The following is a 16,121-nucleotide window of genomic DNA, read 5'->3' as shown; positions in this document are numbered from 1 at the left end:
GAAAGTGGGCGGGACGGGAGAATGAGAGGGATAAATCCCTTTAAATGCGCCGGAAAGTGGGCGAGCCGAGGAAATGAGGGGCAGAAGTGCCCCTGAATCCGCCAAAAGTAGGCGGGACGAGGAAATTAGGGGCAGAAATGCCCCTGATTCCGCCAAAAGTGGGCGGGATGAGGAAATGAGGGGCAGAAGTGCCCCTGAATCCGCCAGAAGTGGGCGGGACGAGGAAATGAGGGGCAGAAGTGCCCCTGAATTCGCCAAAAGTGGGCGGGACGAGGAAATGAGGGGCAGCTTCTAAAAAATCGATACTATTTAAAAGCATTAAATCCTCATGTGAGGCTTTTTTCATATATCGTATCAACTAATGAACTATTTTACTTAGATGAGAACTCTTTGGCAGTAAGCGCTACTTCCTTCCATGAAATGGTTCGGGTAATTAACGAACAAGTTTTCACTAAGGCATCAGACTTGGATGATTTATTTTCTCCTAAGAAATATCTAGTTTCTCCACTGAATTCAACGAATGAGTTTATGCAACAGAACTATTTTCTAACAGACCAACAGGAAGTTATTAAAAAAAGAATCATAAACGCTTTTGATAATCAGCAAATACATTGTGCGCAAATATCAGGTGCTGCCGGTACTGGGAAAACTCTACTAGCTTACGATATTGCATACCATTATATCAAACAAAATATTCCTGTTTGTATTATCCATTGTGGAAAATTATCAGAAGGACATGAAAAATTAAGGATTATTTACGGGTGGAATATTTATGAAATTAAACACTATTTGTTCGCTTTACAGATTGTTGAAAACGGTGGGGTCGTTGTTATTGATGAGGCACAAAGAATTTTTGTATCTCAAATTGACCATCTAATACACTCCGAGGACTGTGTGTGGGATTTAGCACATTAAATATTTTGCGATTATAGTTCTGGCAACAGTATGAGAGTGATAACGTATGTAATGGAATTGAAGGTGACTTTCCATTATTAAGACGATATCGAATCATATAGAATTGTATGAAATCATGCAAAACCTAAAAGAGCTGCTGTATCGAACCATACAATTTTGTATCGAAGCATACATTATCACATTTTTACTCAAGATTAAGCCCCTCTACGAAATTTTGATGAGGGGCTTTTCAATTGTATTTATACTCTAATAGCAGTTGGTTTAACGCTTGAGTATATTTAACCGACAGTTTATTTTGTTTTATGTGACGCAGGAGCAACAGAATGAGATTTCAAATAATCTCTCTTATTCTTTCCAATAAGTTCCCATTCTGAAATTAACGCTTCCTCTTCTTGGGTTAAACCCAATTTAAGAAAGGAAATGAGGTGCATCAATGATTTTAAATACTCAATTCTATCTATTCCTCTAAATGCTGACTGGCTTCCATACTTATTCATGTGCTTACGAAATGTTGGGTAAGTGTTATGAGTACCGAATCCTGGTGTTTTATTTAGGACTTCATAGAGCTCCTTATATCCTAGGTTAAGCAGATTTTCAGTTACAGGAGCTAGATATTTGTTTATTAAGACTTGATGAATATGATTTTTTTGTTCTTCATAATGAACATTCATATCTTTGTAGTTTTGTGCAAGTTCACGTGGCAACCAGCCATAAGGGGTGCTTACATATTTTGTATGACATTCCCTACAGGTCATCACAGGGTCTTAAAGTGCCCCTGAATCCGCCAAAAGTGGGCGAGACGAGGAAATGAGGGGCAGAAGTGCCCCTGATTCCGCCAAAAGTGGGCGGGACGAGGAAATGAGGGGCAGAAGTGCCCCTGATTTGGACAAGGTATAAGCGGAATGCGGGATGTAAGCGTATGCAATGGACCCCGGAATCCGGGTGAACTGTACGCAAAATACGGAAATGTACCTGTTCAAGACCCGGCGCAGCACCTTATGATCGAGTCGTGGAGAAAGCGCTATCACACAGTTTAGCCAGTCAAACCTAAACACCTGCTTCCGCAGCAAGTTCTGCTTGAAGCAATCCAAGTGAAGCAACTTAGCACAACCAAGTACCTGCTTCCGCAGCAAGTTTTACGCAAAATGAACTAACGAAGCCACACGGAAACCAATCACACGCTTCCGCAGCGATTTTTGCACGAGGTACAATCATGGGCACAAACCAACGCAGTAAACGCTGGCACAACTTTAGGGGGGATTAATCTGGAGAAAAATCTGATTTTAAACAACAAGCCGGCGCCCCGGAGGAAAGGCCAGAGCTGGCTCTCGAATGCCGGAAAAAGCATGCTGAAGCACTGGCAGCTCCATCTGCTGGTCATTCCACCTTTGCTGTTTTTTCTGATCTTCAAGTATTATCCGATGGCGAATGCAGTTCTGGCATTCAAGGATTATAACGTCATCAAAGGCATATGGGGCAGTCCATGGGTAGGCTTCAGGAACTTTGAACTTTTTTTCGAGAATCCGATGTTCTGGACGCTGGTGAAGAATACCATTCTGCTGAGCGGCTTCCTGCTGCTGGCGGGGTTCCCGATTCCCATCCTGCTGGCACTGATGATCAACGAAATCCGCGGCGGACGGTTCAAACGGTTTGTCCAGCTGGTCTCCTTCGCTCCTTACTTTATCTCGACGGTGGTTATGGTATCGATTATTATGCTGTTTCTCGCTCCGCGACTCGGCTTCGCCAATATTGCCCTGAATTTCTTCGGGCTGGAGTCGGTGAATTTCCTCGGGGAGCCCGGCATGTTCCGCTCGATTTATGTCTGGTCCGATATTTGGCAGACCGCAGGCTATAGCGCCGTCATCTATCTGGCCGCCCTGGCCGGCATTGACCCTACGCTGTACGAGGCCGCCAAGGTGGACGGAGCTTCACGGTTCCAGAAAATCCGCCACATCGACCTTCCGGGCATCGTCCCGACGATTGTGATTATCCTTATCCTGAATGTGGGCAACGTGATGGCGATCGGTTTCGAAAAGGTCTATCTGCTGCAGAATCCGCTGAATATCGTCAATTCCGAGATCATCGCTACTTATGTGTACCGGATCGGCCTGCTGAATGCCAATTACAGCTTCGCCACCGCAGTCGGTTTATTCAATTCCCTGATTAATCTGGTCCTGCTGCTTACGGTTAACGGCTTGGCCAAAGAGGAAATGAGGGGCAGAAGTGCCCCTGAATTCGCCAAAAGTGGGCGGGACGAGGAAATGAGGGGCAGAAGTGCCCCTGAATTCGCCAAAAGTGGGCGGGACGAGGAAATGAGGGGCAGCTTCTAAAAAATCGATACTATTTAAAAGCATTAAATCCTCATGTGAGGCTTTTTTCATATATCGTATCAACTAATGAACTATTTTACTTAGATGAGAACTCTTTGGCAGTAAGCGCTACTTCCTTCCATGAAATGGTTCGGGTAATTAACGAACAAGTTTTCACTAAGGCATCAGACTTGGATGATTTATTTTCTCCTAAGAAATATCTAGTTTCTCCACTGAATTCAACGAATGAGTTTATGCAACAGAACTATTTTCTAACAGACCAACAGGAAGTTATTAAAAAAAGAATCATAAACGCTTTTGATAATCAGCAAATACATTGTGCGCAAATATCAGGTGCTGCCGGTACTGGGAAAACTCTACTAGCTTACGATATTGCATACCATTATATCAAACAAAATATTCCTGTTTGTATTATCCATTGTGGAAAATTATCAGAAGGACATGAAAAATTAAGGATTATTTACGGGTGGAATATTTATGAAATTAAACACTATTTGTTCGCTTTACAGATTGTTGAAAACGGTGGGGTCGTTGTTATTGATGAGGCACAAAGAATTTTTGTATCTCAAATTGACCATCTAATCTCTAAAATTTCTAATGGCAAAGCTAAAAGTGTATTTTCATTTGACCCAAAACAATTCATTTCAAGTAAAGAGAGTAAAGCAAATCATTTCGCGGGATTAACGGTTCCATTAGAACAGTTTAAACTTAGTGAAAAGATACGGACTAATAAGGAAATTGCCTCATTTATATATAATTTATTTGATAAAAGCAAAATTAACACTGACGCAAATTTTAGATACAAGAGTATTCACTTGCAGTACTTTGATAATAATAATTCTGTGAGAGACTTTTTAGAGTATTTGAAATGCAATGAAGGTTGGGAAGTTTTGAATTATACTCCTTCACAGTATGACCGTTTAACTTTTGATTATTATCAAAGTAATTATAATAAAAATGCACATGATGTAATTGGCCAAGAATTTGATAAAGTTGCCATAGTTATTAATGAATACTTCTACTATGAAGGTAAAGATTTGCTAAGTTATTGGCATCCGGCAAAATATCAAATGAATCAAATGCTATTCCAACTCCTCACCCGTACTCGCGATGAACTTTACATTGTAATCTATAATAATCCAGATTTATTTGAAGAATGCATGAAAATTTTAAGGCGTGAGAATGTGAAGGGTACTGAGGGACTCGTAAGTTAATAGAAGATTACATAAAAAATTTATCAAGAAAATAATCCCCAACTTCATCAAAGCAAGTGGGGGATTATCATGAATTAAGAAAGAACGTGTAACTTGAACAACGCTCACTTCTATAAGTGGGCGTTGTTCAAGTTGTCACTGCAGTTTACATTAGACCTATAAGGGAGTTAGTGAAGGTACTGTTTAATAATACAATTACACAAAAAAGACATGGGCGGATGTGAACGCTTCATGTCTTTTTTTGTGAATGAATTTCAATGTTGAATAACGTAGTCTCGATAATATTCTTATTTTTGACAAATTCAATTTATAGAATACAATTAGCATAGAAATTCAATAAAGGACTTAACAAGGTTTATTAGTCTGTTTTGTTGGATGGAACATGTTCAAAAAAAGCGAAACAGTGCTTTGTATACTAATATTAAACCAAGATTCATTTACTTGTGTAAGAGAAATTGTGTGGTGAGAAAATTGTCAAAAGAAGCAATAGATTTAGATGGAGCTATGAAGTTATTATTTAACATCCAGGAAAGCAAACTTATGATTCCTGTTTTAAATTTCTTATTTGATACAAAATTATCTACGGAAATCGATGCTGAGATTGATTTTCTAGATACTTCATTAATTATAAGACCAAGCGAGCCCAAATTGTACGCAGATAAGTATATTCATGTTTGTCAAGCGGATTTAGATTATTATTTTCATGTTGAATTTCAGCTAGCCGATGATACAGCAATGGCAACGAGAATGTTCGAGTATGGTTATTATTTTGCTAGAAAGCTTATTGAGAGCTATCACACAGTGTATTTCTTATTCCCTCATCAAGCAGTTATTTATTTTGAGAATGAACCTTCGGTAACAGATGCTCATTTTTTTTCTTATCCATCAATGGATTCAAAATATCATAATTACTCATACAAAATTGAACGTTTATGGGCATGGGATAAAGAGCAACTTTTTAAAGAAAAGTTGTTCATGCTCTACCCGTTAATTGTTTTTTCTTACCGAAAGAAGATAGATGAAGAACGGGGCAAGAATGGTGATAGTGAAATGCTTGATAAATAATTGAATGAAATCAGTACAGATATTTCGCATATCTATGATGAATTGAAATTTAATTCAGAAGATGGATTAATAAATCCATCCTCACTTGAAATTATTGATAAAGTAATGGAGTATTTTGTTTCTTACATGTTTAGGCGTTATGAATTCTATGAAAAACTTTTGGAGGAATATAAAATGAAAAGAGAAAAATTAAATGTAAAGGCTTTTAGTGATAACTATACTTATAAAACTGCTCTAAAAGAAGCACTTATTAATATATACAGAATTAAGGGCTTGCTTAATCAAGATGTTAAATATTTAATTGAAACAGAGAGAGATGTTGGGAAATTAGATAAATGGAATAAGCTTGCTTTAAAAGAGAATTTAACGGATGAAGATGTTGAAATATTTGCAAGAAACTTAAATGTTGTTTAAGTATTTACAATCTAAGTCCGTACCGTCTTGAACCATACAAATTGGTATGAAATCATACATCTCTGTGATAGTGCACTGTATCGAATCATACAATTTTGTAATGAATTGCATTTTCAGATTTTAGCTAAAGATGAAGCCCATTCTCCGTGAATTCGGAAATGGGCTTCTTTCAAATTGAATCCTTAATAATTGGAATAGCTCATATTGTTTAGTGAAATTAACCAACCACATTATTGTGTTTACAAATATGCAGGAGCAACAGAATGGGATTTCAAATACTCTCTCTTTTTCTCTCCAGTAAGTTCCCATTCCTCAATTAACGCTTCCTCTTCTTGGGCTAAACCCATTTTAAAAAAAGTAATAAGGTGAATTAATGATTTCAAATAATCGATGCTATCAATTCCTCTTAAGGCGGACTTGCTTCCATATTTATTCATATGCTTGCGAAATGTTGGGTAAGTATTATGAGTACCGAGTCCTGGCGTTTGATTTAGGACTTCATAGAGCTCCTTATATCCCAATTTTAGTAGGCTTTCAGTTACGGCAAATAGATATCTATCTTTTAAGACTTGATGAATATTATCTTTTTGCTTGTCATATTGAACATTCATATCTTTGTAGTTTTGTGCAAGTTCACGTGGCAACCAGCCAAAACTATTGCTTATATATTTCATATGACATATCGATGCTATCAATTCCTCTTAAGGCGGACTTGCTTCCATATTTATTCATATGCTTGCGAAATGTTGGGTAAGTATTATGAGTACCGAGTCCTGGCGTTTGATTTAGGACTTCATAGAGCTCCTTATATCCCAATTTTAGTAGGCTTTCAGTTACGGCAAATAGATATCTATCTTTTAAGACTTGATGAATATTATCTTTTTGCTTGTCATATTGAACATTCATATCTTTGTAGTTTTGTGCAAGTTCACGTGGCAACCAGCCAAAACTATTGCTTATATATTTCATATGACATTCCATACAGCTCATTACAGGTGCTTCGTCTTCTTCTTTTGTCCGCCACAATTATCAGATAAAGAGTTTGTGGTAATAGATATGCCTCCCTTACCGCAAGGGCACTTTTTACTTAGATGTGTTCTTGATTCGTCAACTTCCCACCGATTTCCCATAATAAATTTCTCCATTCATTTTTCTCCATGATATCACGCTAGCTACCTATCACCTATATCATTTGTAACTTAACCGACTATCAGATGAATTAAAGCGTATTCCTAAATCCAAAGCGGAATCCCAGGATAATTTAAACATGGGAAATACAGGATGAACTTAAAATGGAATAATTTACAATTGAAAAACAGGCATATATATGTATTTTAGGTATCATAATATAGAAAGGCAATCAAGCGACGATTGCCTTTCTGTAAAGCTTTTATTACAGAATGTGGAATGAGAAGCTGATGCCTCCTTTCAACACGAAGGGGGCATTAGTTTTTTTCTTCGCCTTCTTGCCTTTTTGGAGCTGCAGAGAAAGCTTGGTAAGAGTGTTGACATTCATGGATTAACCTCCTTTCTACATGGCGGTACTGATATTCTCGACTAACGAACATACAATTATGCTTTTATAATCCTGGAAAATTTATCCGAATGCAAACAAGCCCTTTTTTTGAAGGGCTTAAAGTTTACATCGTCTAATACTTTCTTTGGTTTCTTGGAACAAGCTGAATGACTTATTTATGTTTTCTCATTTTATATTGCACGTGTAGGTTGAGGATTGGTGTTTGCTTATTGCATATAGTGTATTGCATTTATGTTGGCCTATTGTCGTTGTTTTTAATCCTGATTATTATTTTTATTTTATTTTTCATTCTTTATTTAGGCTGACCTTTGTGGAATAAATAAATTGCTCCAAAGCTGCATTTCAAGGGATTTCATTAGTTAACTGAAAAATATAACCTTGTTGTTAAGACATTGAATCTTAAAATAGCTTCAGTTTTATTTATTTGTTTTTTTGAAATAATTATTTTTACTTTATTAATCCTCATTCATTTCAATTTTTGATGTGGTCAAGTACGCAATCAGATTTTCAAATCTGTCTTCCCCTGAGTTTGATTTTTCCAGTCGCTCTAAAACATACTCCAAAATTTTTTCGCTAAGTGGGCCTTGGACCTCAAATTCACAAATTTCCTTTACGGCATTCCAAATGTTACCGATGGCATAAACTACAGGACTTTCGTTTGAATTCATCTCATACAATGCCTTCATTGCCCCAAAAAGCTCATCTAACGTTCTGTTCTTGTCCATATGACACACATCCCTCAATTAATTAAAGAAGCTGGAAAACAGCGTTTTTGAATAGCTCAGAAAGTCTTTTTAATGCTTGATGTACTTGATACAATGTAGTGATTTGATTAAAGTAGGTCACTATTTATCTGTACGAAATCTGTACGAAAATCATGAACAATACCTATTAATTTTTTCCCCGCTCATCTATGTGACTTAGGTAATTTTACCTTTTTATTTTTGGAGATACAATCGTTTTAAGGATGAAATTAATTTCAAGTATGAGTAATACTGTCGACTTGACAGGCATTTCAAGTCAGGAGGATATAGAAATTGAAAAAGATATTTTACTGCTTTCAAAATAGTTCTATAGCCCTTTTTTTGTTTTTTATATATCTTCCATGGTTGGTTATTCGTGATGTCAAAAATGAAACAGTTACCTTAATAAAATACTCAGTCCATGGAAAAGCGATTGTAGGATCTGATTTAAGTACATTACCATTCCCTGAAACGTTGAAGCATCTTATTTTTCAGAAATGGTACTTCTTTATGCGGTTTGGCTTCTTACTCTTATTCCAAACAAAAGACATGAAAAATTTATTTCGTAATGTTGTTTTTGTTAATCCGAAAATTGAATACCACTTATTAAATCATCAAATCGAAGTCCAGTTGGATGATTTACTTATTGATCCTTATCGTATAACTAAGATTAATATTAAAATAATCAATAAGACTGATTTTCCAGTAAGTTTGAATATAGAAAAGTCGTTTGCAAAATTATATTTTAATAAAATACAGCAGCCTAATTATTCTATGAGTATTATTTCTGATGATGAAGAAGCAATCGATTATAATTATCCTATCTATAATGGTCATCCATTCAGTGGTTTTATACTATTCAATCAATATGAGAGAATTAAAAAAATTATGAATTTTGAAATAAGTATGGTTTTGAATTTAGACATTCCAAAAGTGAGAAGAAATAATTTCAGTTTTCAAGTTTTCCATTCAATTCGAGAAAATGAATTTGATATCGAGGATACTCAGAAATTTATCCTTTCTAATATATCAATGTCTACAATATTCGATTTTCTCTCCCGTGGTGGACTCTTTTTATTTTCAATTCCTATAAGTTTAATGTTATGCCTTTTATTGAAAGGAGGATTCATTCTTTTTTTTGGACTTGCTATATTAAATGGTTTTAGTTTTATTATAAATAGTAGATTATCGAAAATTTATAAATTTTTATATTCAAAAGCGAAAGATGATAATACACTATTTAATTAATGAAAAGGAAAGGATTGAAAAATTTGATTGCGTTGTTACCTGCATTAACAGGGTTAGTAGGGGTGGTTGTAGGACAATTTATGTCCCATTATTTTCAAAGAAATAGTGAGAAGGCAAAAGAAAGAACAGATTTACAAAAACAGTATGAAAAAATATATCAAGAGGCATACGCCTCGAATTTAGGTAGAATTTTTATGTTTTTAGAAGCCGTTTCTAGTTATCCAGATGATACTGATGAAAAATTCAGCATGTTTAATATAAGTGAGAAAATAATATTTAATGAAATTATAAAAGAAAAGATTGATATTATTTCAAAATATAATCCCGACTTATTAATTGATTACCAGCGTATTTATTATATTGATTTTGAATACAAAGACGAAGAAGGAGAAGATATTGATGATTTAATTGAAAGTAAAAATCTTGAATACATTTACAGGAGATTGAATTTTTTGGAAAGAATGTTCTCGGATATCTATACTAAGGCAATATCTAATTTTTTTAGTGATTCTTTTAGAAATGAAATTCAAAAATGGAGATGCTTTATTTTATTTTTGCTTACTGCCATTCAAGCAAGTGAAAATGGAATTGAAATGGATGGGTATTCAATATTAGAATTATGTCAAATTTTAAAAACAGGAAAGGCAGATACTAAAATAAATTTTCAAGAAAAAATTTTAGCCTACAAAAAATGCCGAAGTAAGAAAGACTACAAACAACTTTTTGAATCATATGTAAATAGTTTTTTTGTAGAAGAAGAGATAAGAGCAGAATTAAGGGATGTCATCAACCAGCAAAGCTTCGCAGGTGGATATTAACATAGATATGAAGTGAGTTGAAAAGGTTTAAAATTGTATTATCAACTATAGTGTCTTATCCAATCATTTCTGATGAAGTGATTGAATAGACACTTTTTTAGGCCCATTTCATGAGGTAGGGATTAAAACTGAATATCATTTTCATGTTTACATTATTGACTTGGAAATAAGGACTCTCATATTGATAAAATGATACTAGTGATGGATAATTATGAGAGTTGTGGATACTTACAAATGGAGGGACTTTATGGGAGGAAAAGAAGGTGGACGTGGTTATCTTTATCAAGGAGTCGTTAGTGTTATCAATTCTTTGACAGATAGTGAATGGATGTACGTGCAAGTGGAGCCTGATTCAAATGATGATAAAGTAGACCTTGCATTTTTCTTCGAAAATAATGAACAGAAAGTAATTCAAGTCAAATCTTCAATTAATAATTTTTCGAAAACGAGTATAATGGCTTGGCTAAAATCGCTAACTAGTGATGTACCAACCGCAAGACAATTCGATTTAATACTAATAGGCAACTGTGAAAATGAAACCAAAAAGTTCATAAATCGCATTAATGAAAAAAAGCTAAAGGCAAATGAAATTAGTGAACTGAGCGTTTTAGCTCCTTATTTAGATAAATTAAATATTCAAATAGAGAATTTTGAATTGAACTCGATGGAGTCCAAAATCTACAAAGGGCTGCATAAATTTTTGTATTCGAAGGGACATTCCGTTGATGCTACAACATTAGATATGATGACAGGCGCTATTATTTATCAATTTATGGTATTCTCCACCAAAGGAAAGAAAGTGTCTAAAGCAGATTTTGAGAAACGGGTTCTTAATTGGATTTATTTTAACTATCCAAATGTTAATGGTGAAGTAGTGAGGAATAATCTATTGGTTGAATTTTATCTCAAAGACAGAATTCCTTTTTCTACGACAATGAGCAAAATAAGTTTTCAACTTAAAAATTCTGATGAGGTTAATACAAGAAAAGAAGAAATTCTATCCTTAATGGAAGATATAGATAGTTATATTATCAAAGAGAAAAAGGAAACACCCCCCGCAGTAGCGCAAAATGATATTCTGAATAATTTTCAATTAGCCAGCCTTACAACCTCTTCAGGTGAGTATTCCGAAGAATTAAAAGAAGAACTAACGCGTTTATCACATACGTATTTAGATGTATCCTTAGAGGATTCTTTTTTTAATTTAGGAAATTTGAAGAAAAAACAAGGATTTATGCCTGCTCCATTTACAAGTTCAGTTGAATTAATTGGAAGTGAAGTGGAAAAAGAAAAATATCAGAAGCTTTTAGACTTTGGAGATAATTTATTTGATTTGGAATCTTTGTTAAATGTTTTTGAATTCATTGAGCGTTTTTTAGTCGTTCCTCTAATATTAAAAAATGAAGGTAATCGCGATGATGAAAGAATTAAAGTCGTTTTGAAAATACCAAAAGACATAAAAGTTCTTACGTCAGAAGAGATGATTGAACCTGATTATAACATTATTGATTCGTTTACAGGTTATAGCAGTTATTTTGATTACATGCTTCATCATCAGAAAGACAGTAGGGTAATGGAATATCCGCTAATCTTTAATGACTTAAGCTATGCAAGAATAGATATTTTAGACTCCTACGATGAAAAGCGTAAAAGAGCATCACAAAAATTTAGTTATTTTATTGATGCTTTATTCAATTTCGAAGTTCATGAAAGCAAGGACAACACAGAATTAGTGTTTCATTTTGATGAATTAAATCCGAAAGAGAATATCGCTTTCCCATGTTTTTTACTTTTAGAAGCAAGTAGTGATTTTACAATTGAATATGAAATTACTTCAAAGAACTTGGCGGATGTTTCCACTGGAAACTTGTTTATAAGATTTAAATTTTAAAAATACGTTCATTCCTAATTACAAATTTTTTCAAAGGAGAGACACCGATCTGGATGAGATAGCAAGTTCGGTACTTGAATATATCAATCGTAAAAATACCTCATATGCAATTATGATAAATGGTTTGTGGGGTTCAGGGAAAACACATTTCTGGAATACAGAATTAAGGCCAGCAATTGAAAGCGTACAAGGTGAAAGTGGGCTTCTAAGAACAGTCTATGTTTCGCTATATGGTATAAGCAGTACAGACGAAATCAGTCAAAAAATTGTTTATGGCATCTATGCTGCTAAGATATCTGCCAAGACGAAGAAACGGCTTCAAGGTGATATTCTTCCGGAGATAGGCAAAGTAATTTTAAACGTTGGTTCAGCTATTGGTGGAAAGACAGAAAACCTTTTGAGTGAGGGGGCAAAGGCTTTAAACAGCATTGATAAGTTGTTTAACATAAAAAAAGATATTGTACTTTGCTTCGATGACTTAGAACGCGCAAGTATGGATGTTCATCTTATTATGGGTTACATCAATAATTTGGTTGAACATGATAATATCAAGTCCATTATTATTGGAAATGAAGATGAGATTGTTAACCGAGCCTCTAATTTAAATCAAGAGTTAAAGAACATCTCTTCTACACTGTTACTGAATTATGAAGACGTAATAAATAAATTACACACTCAGAAAAATAGTAACAGTAATTTCAATCAGAATGAAGATAGCAAACTCAGCAATCAAGAACTAATTGAAGCCTATAACAAAAAGCTGTATAGCCATAAAAATGAATATAAAATGATAAAGGAAAAACTAATTGGAAAAACCTTAACTTATAAGGCCATTCCAGAAAAAATAATTAAAAACATCTTGAAAGGGTATGAACAAGAGGATTATGGCGCTTTTCTTAAGCAAAACCTCTCTCTAATCCAGGAAGTCATAAAGAATTCAAACACAAATAATTTCAGAATCCTTCAACATACTTTGGATGATTTTGAAGTGGTTTTTAAAGAACAAGAAATATTGCATTCAGACATTGAAACATCCATAAAACTTAACATATTGACTAAGATGTTTCATTTTATGTTGGCGTATGCATTTGAATTAAAAAGTGGTAATCCTGACGTAAAGCATTTTAAGGATTTTAAGACCAATGGAGAATTCATGGCTAAAGTTGTGGTATCTAAATTATACAAAAATGATGATGAGTACAAAGGTGTTATACGCTTTAGAGAGAAATACTTTAATTTTTCTTACGGTGATTTTTATAAAACAATTGAAACAATAGTACGCGAGGGTACTTTTAATAAAGAATTATTTGCTTCGGAATTTGGAAATGAGGTCAATGAAGTTATAAGTCAGAACAAGCCAGATTATTTTTATTTGCTTAATGAAGATTCCTATAAATTATTATCTGATGATGATTTTGGAAGAATGGTAGATGAAACATACAAGAGGTTTAAGAATGGCGAAATAACTTTTTATCACTACATTCATGGATTTTATATGTATCGCAAATTTAGTGCTGCAGGTCTTTTTCCACTGAATCAGGATGTAATTTACATGGATTTTGTTGAAGGGTTAGATAAAACATTTAATAATTCTAGATATTTGGATAAGGACAGACTGAATACACAACTGTCTGTCAATTATCCAGAAGATAATGAATTAGTAGCTATCCGAGAGAAAATTATTTTAATCAATAAACAGCTTGAACGTAAACTAATAAAGCAGAGGGCAGACGAAATATTTCAACTTTTTGTTACTCACGATATTGAAGCCTTATTTAAAAAATTAGATGAGCCATTTCCTTCAAAATTCTTTTTTTCACTTATTAAAGCAAGTGCATTTTTAAATAAACTACTGACATTACCTAATCCTGAGTTAGCTTTATTAATCAAGGGATTAAAAAATAGGTACGAATCCAATTACAAAAAGGACCAATTGAAAGATGAAAAACCATTTTTTAATGAACTGAAAACTCTAATTATTCAGCACTTTAACGATAAAGAAATGAGCTTAAGAAAGCACATTTTCATGGACCTTGCCTCACAAATAGATACTTTATTTGAAATGAATGAAAACGGCTAAAGGAGTGGGGATGTGAAAGTAATAACTCTATGTGGCTCAACAAAATTTAAAAAGCAATTTGAACACGCCAACGCCTATCTTACACTCCAAGGCCATATTGTTCTGAGCCTGGCGTTCTTTGAGCAAAGTGAAGGTTTTAGCATTACTTCAGAGCAAGCCGATTTATTTGCCAAAATACACTTCAGAAAGATTGATATGTCTGATGAAATATTTGTTATTGATGTGGATGGATACATTGGCAGCAGTACCAAGAAAGAAATTGAGTATGCTCAATTAAATGGGAAACAGGTTAACTACTTCTCAAAGAGTGCCATAGGTGATGACTTTATTTCAACTGCCTTTAACTATTGAGCAAGTAGTTGTATCGAATCATACAGAATGATATGAAATCATATTATTCTAGGTTATACTGCTGTATCGAATCATACATTTTTGTATCGAATAATACATTTAAAATTTAGCCTACAGGTTTGAGCAAAGTGAAGGTTTTAGCATTACTTCAGAGCAAGCCGATTTATTTGCCAAAATACACTTCAGAAAGATTGATATGTCTGATGAAATATTTGTTATTGATGTGGATGGATACATTGGCAGCAGTACCAAGAAAGAAATTGAGTATGCTCAATTAAATGGGAAACAGGTTAACTACTTCTCAAAGAGTGCCATAGGTGATGACTTTATTTCAACTGCCTTTAACTATTGAGCAAGTAGTTGTATCGAATCATACAGAATGATATGAAATCATATTATTCTAGGTTATACTGCTGTATCGAATCATACATTTTTGTATCGAATAATACATTTAAAATTTAGCCTACAGGAAAGCCCATCCCCGTGTATCGGGAGTTGGGCTTTCCTCAATACTGAAGCTTCGACAAGATTTAATACCTTGGATAACATTATGTTTCTTACTACTTCGTCTCGATGATATTTTCCGCTTATCGTCTTTATAAAATCAAATTATGGATCTGTTCAATGGGTATACTTAACACCTAATCATCAGCTTATTAATTTGAAGCTTATAATCAAAAGAAGTATTTCTTGTGTTAAATCCAGTTGCTTCCAAAAGAAATCACATAGTATATTGTATTTAATTTCAGGAAGGATGTGGATATTATCTTTAATATCGATGATGAACTTCAAAGGCTATTTAAAGAGGTTGATTATAGCAATTCTACTTCTGAATATAGTAGATTTCTTAACAATTTGACAATTGAGCTTTTGGAACAAAAACGTCATTTAGACTTAGCGTCATCGAAACTAAACCAGCTCAAAGAAATTGAAGTTGCAAAACGCCAGTATAGTGAAAGATTCACAGAGGTCTCAGTGGTTATCCCTCCTAATAAAGTTCTAAAAGAACATGAAGAATTCCGTCCAGTGCTTGAAGAGTTTCTTCACTTATTTCGCAAAGCGGGAACATTATATTTTGATAAAGATTATAAGTTAATTGAGAACGTAGCTCCTGGGAAACTATCAGAAATTCATGCTGCTCGTGAACTTCTAGATTTGAAAATATTTGAGTTGATTTTAACTATTTCTAATAAATTAAAATCGTAATATGCCTTCATACGCTTTCAAACACTTGGTCAATCTGGACTTAACGAGTGTTTTTTAATTTTTGGAAAACTTCAATAGTTCGGATAGTCATGAGCTAAGTCTACACGTGGAGTGAGTCTTAGCTTTTTTTAATATAACGAATTCAGAATAATAAATTAATATTAATTACTACAAAAGCATATCGAAGTTCCTGCGAAAATGAGTCACATCAATTACTGATAATTCGTCAGTTTTATCGAATTTAGAAAGTTTCCTTATGTACAAGCCTGTTGATTCCCCATATTATGGTATGGATATAATTTCCAAAAT

At 34.1% G+C, this 16,121-nt stretch carries 17 protein-coding genes; 12 read left to right on the top strand and 5 right to left on the bottom strand.

What is annotated here, in order from left to right; genetic code table 11:
• Positions 1-390: 390 nt before the first annotated feature.
• Positions 391-915 carry an ATP-binding protein gene (locus QW71_RS34175; RefSeq protein WP_052770534.1) on the top strand — a complete coding sequence of 175 codons (525 nt, stop codon included), beginning with the start codon at positions 391-393 and terminating at the stop codon, positions 913-915.
• A gap of 290 nt (positions 916-1,205) precedes the next feature.
• Here QW71_RS34175 and QW71_RS34170 read toward each other — a convergent pair whose 3' ends face one another.
• A complete protein-coding gene (locus QW71_RS34170; protein ID WP_152679927.1) occupies positions 1,206-1,673 on the bottom strand; it encodes a hypothetical protein in 468 nt (155 codons plus the stop codon).
• A 588-nt stretch (positions 1,674-2,261) separates the two neighbouring features.
• Between QW71_RS34170 and QW71_RS34165 the strand changes: the two genes are divergently transcribed.
• From QW71_RS34165 to QW71_RS34150, 4 genes are all read left to right on the top strand, one after another.
• Positions 2,262-3,245, top strand: a complete 984-nt coding sequence (locus QW71_RS34165) for a sugar ABC transporter permease (RefSeq protein WP_306766084.1) — start codon at positions 2,262-2,264, stop codon at positions 3,243-3,245.
• Positions 3,246-3,340: 95 nt separating this feature from the next.
• A complete protein-coding gene (locus QW71_RS34160) occupies positions 3,341-4,459 on the top strand; it encodes a DNA/RNA helicase domain-containing protein (protein ID WP_052770531.1) in 1,119 nt (372 codons plus the stop codon).
• Positions 4,460-4,921: 462 nt separating this feature from the next.
• Complete coding sequence (locus QW71_RS34155; RefSeq protein ID WP_039309959.1) at positions 4,922-5,524, top strand: hypothetical protein; 603 nt, start codon at positions 4,922-4,924, stop codon at positions 5,522-5,524.
• A complete protein-coding gene (locus QW71_RS34150; RefSeq protein WP_039309957.1) occupies positions 5,525-5,938 on the top strand; it encodes a hypothetical protein in 414 nt (137 codons plus the stop codon).
• Positions 5,939-6,177: 239 nt separating this feature from the next.
• Here the strand turns inward: QW71_RS34150 and QW71_RS34145 are convergent, their stop codons facing one another.
• The 4 genes from QW71_RS34145 to QW71_RS34135 all read right to left on the bottom strand — a co-directional run bounded on the left by QW71_RS34145 (position 6,178) and on the right by QW71_RS34135 (position 8,200).
• Positions 6,178-6,612, bottom strand: a complete 435-nt coding sequence (locus QW71_RS34145; RefSeq protein WP_039309954.1) for a hypothetical protein — start codon at positions 6,610-6,612, stop codon at positions 6,178-6,180.
• A complete protein-coding gene (locus QW71_RS34140; RefSeq protein WP_152679926.1) occupies positions 6,593-6,907 on the bottom strand; it encodes a hypothetical protein in 315 nt (104 codons plus the stop codon). The genes QW71_RS34145 and QW71_RS34140 overlap by 20 nt, the downstream gene beginning before the upstream one ends.
• Before the next feature lie 424 nt (positions 6,908-7,331).
• Entirely contained in the window at positions 7,332-7,454 is a 123-nt protein-coding gene (locus tag QW71_RS41915; protein WP_268794646.1) for a hypothetical protein, read from the bottom strand.
• Between the two features lie 476 nt (positions 7,455-7,930).
• Positions 7,931-8,200 (bottom strand): hypothetical protein, encoded by a 270-nt coding sequence (locus QW71_RS34135; protein WP_039309950.1) that lies wholly within the window; start codon positions 8,198-8,200, stop codon positions 7,931-7,933.
• A gap of 312 nt (positions 8,201-8,512) precedes the next feature.
• Between QW71_RS34135 and QW71_RS34130 the strand changes: the two genes are divergently transcribed.
• The 7 genes from QW71_RS34130 to QW71_RS34100 all read left to right on the top strand — a co-directional run bounded on the left by QW71_RS34130 (position 8,513) and on the right by QW71_RS34100 (position 15,812).
• A complete protein-coding gene (locus QW71_RS34130; protein ID WP_039309948.1) occupies positions 8,513-9,466 on the top strand; it encodes a hypothetical protein in 954 nt (317 codons plus the stop codon).
• Positions 9,467-9,480: 14 nt separating this feature from the next.
• Complete coding sequence (locus tag QW71_RS34125; RefSeq protein WP_152679925.1) at positions 9,481-10,284, top strand: hypothetical protein; 804 nt, start codon at positions 9,481-9,483, stop codon at positions 10,282-10,284.
• Between the two features lie 247 nt (positions 10,285-10,531).
• On the top strand, positions 10,532-12,175 hold the full coding sequence (locus QW71_RS34120) for a hypothetical protein (protein WP_039309945.1): 1,644 nt from the start codon (positions 10,532-10,534) through the stop codon (positions 12,173-12,175).
• A gap of 10 nt (positions 12,176-12,185) precedes the next feature.
• A complete protein-coding gene (locus tag QW71_RS34115; protein ID WP_152679924.1) occupies positions 12,186-14,255 on the top strand; it encodes a P-loop NTPase fold protein in 2,070 nt (689 codons plus the stop codon).
• 12 nt (positions 14,256-14,267) lie between these two features.
• Positions 14,268-14,606: a DUF4406 domain-containing protein gene (locus QW71_RS34110; RefSeq protein WP_039309943.1), complete on the top strand. Its 339-nt coding sequence runs from the start codon at positions 14,268-14,270 to the stop codon at positions 14,604-14,606.
• Between the two features lie 196 nt (positions 14,607-14,802).
• Positions 14,803-14,958 (top strand): hypothetical protein, encoded by a 156-nt coding sequence (locus tag QW71_RS42085; RefSeq protein WP_200906003.1) that lies wholly within the window; start codon positions 14,803-14,805, stop codon positions 14,956-14,958.
• 404 nt (positions 14,959-15,362) lie between these two features.
• Complete coding sequence (locus tag QW71_RS34100) at positions 15,363-15,812, top strand: hypothetical protein (protein ID WP_039309942.1); 450 nt, start codon at positions 15,363-15,365, stop codon at positions 15,810-15,812.
• Positions 15,813-16,121 lie beyond the last annotated feature (309 nt).

Origin of the sequence: Paenibacillus sp. IHB B 3415, assembly GCF_000802655.2 — a bacterium.
Lineage (GTDB): Bacteria > Bacillota > Bacilli > Paenibacillales > Paenibacillaceae > Paenibacillus_AQ > Paenibacillus_AQ phytohabitans.
The sequence above is the reverse complement of the archived record's forward strand: the minus strand, read 5'-3'. Positions and strand labels throughout refer to the sequence as shown.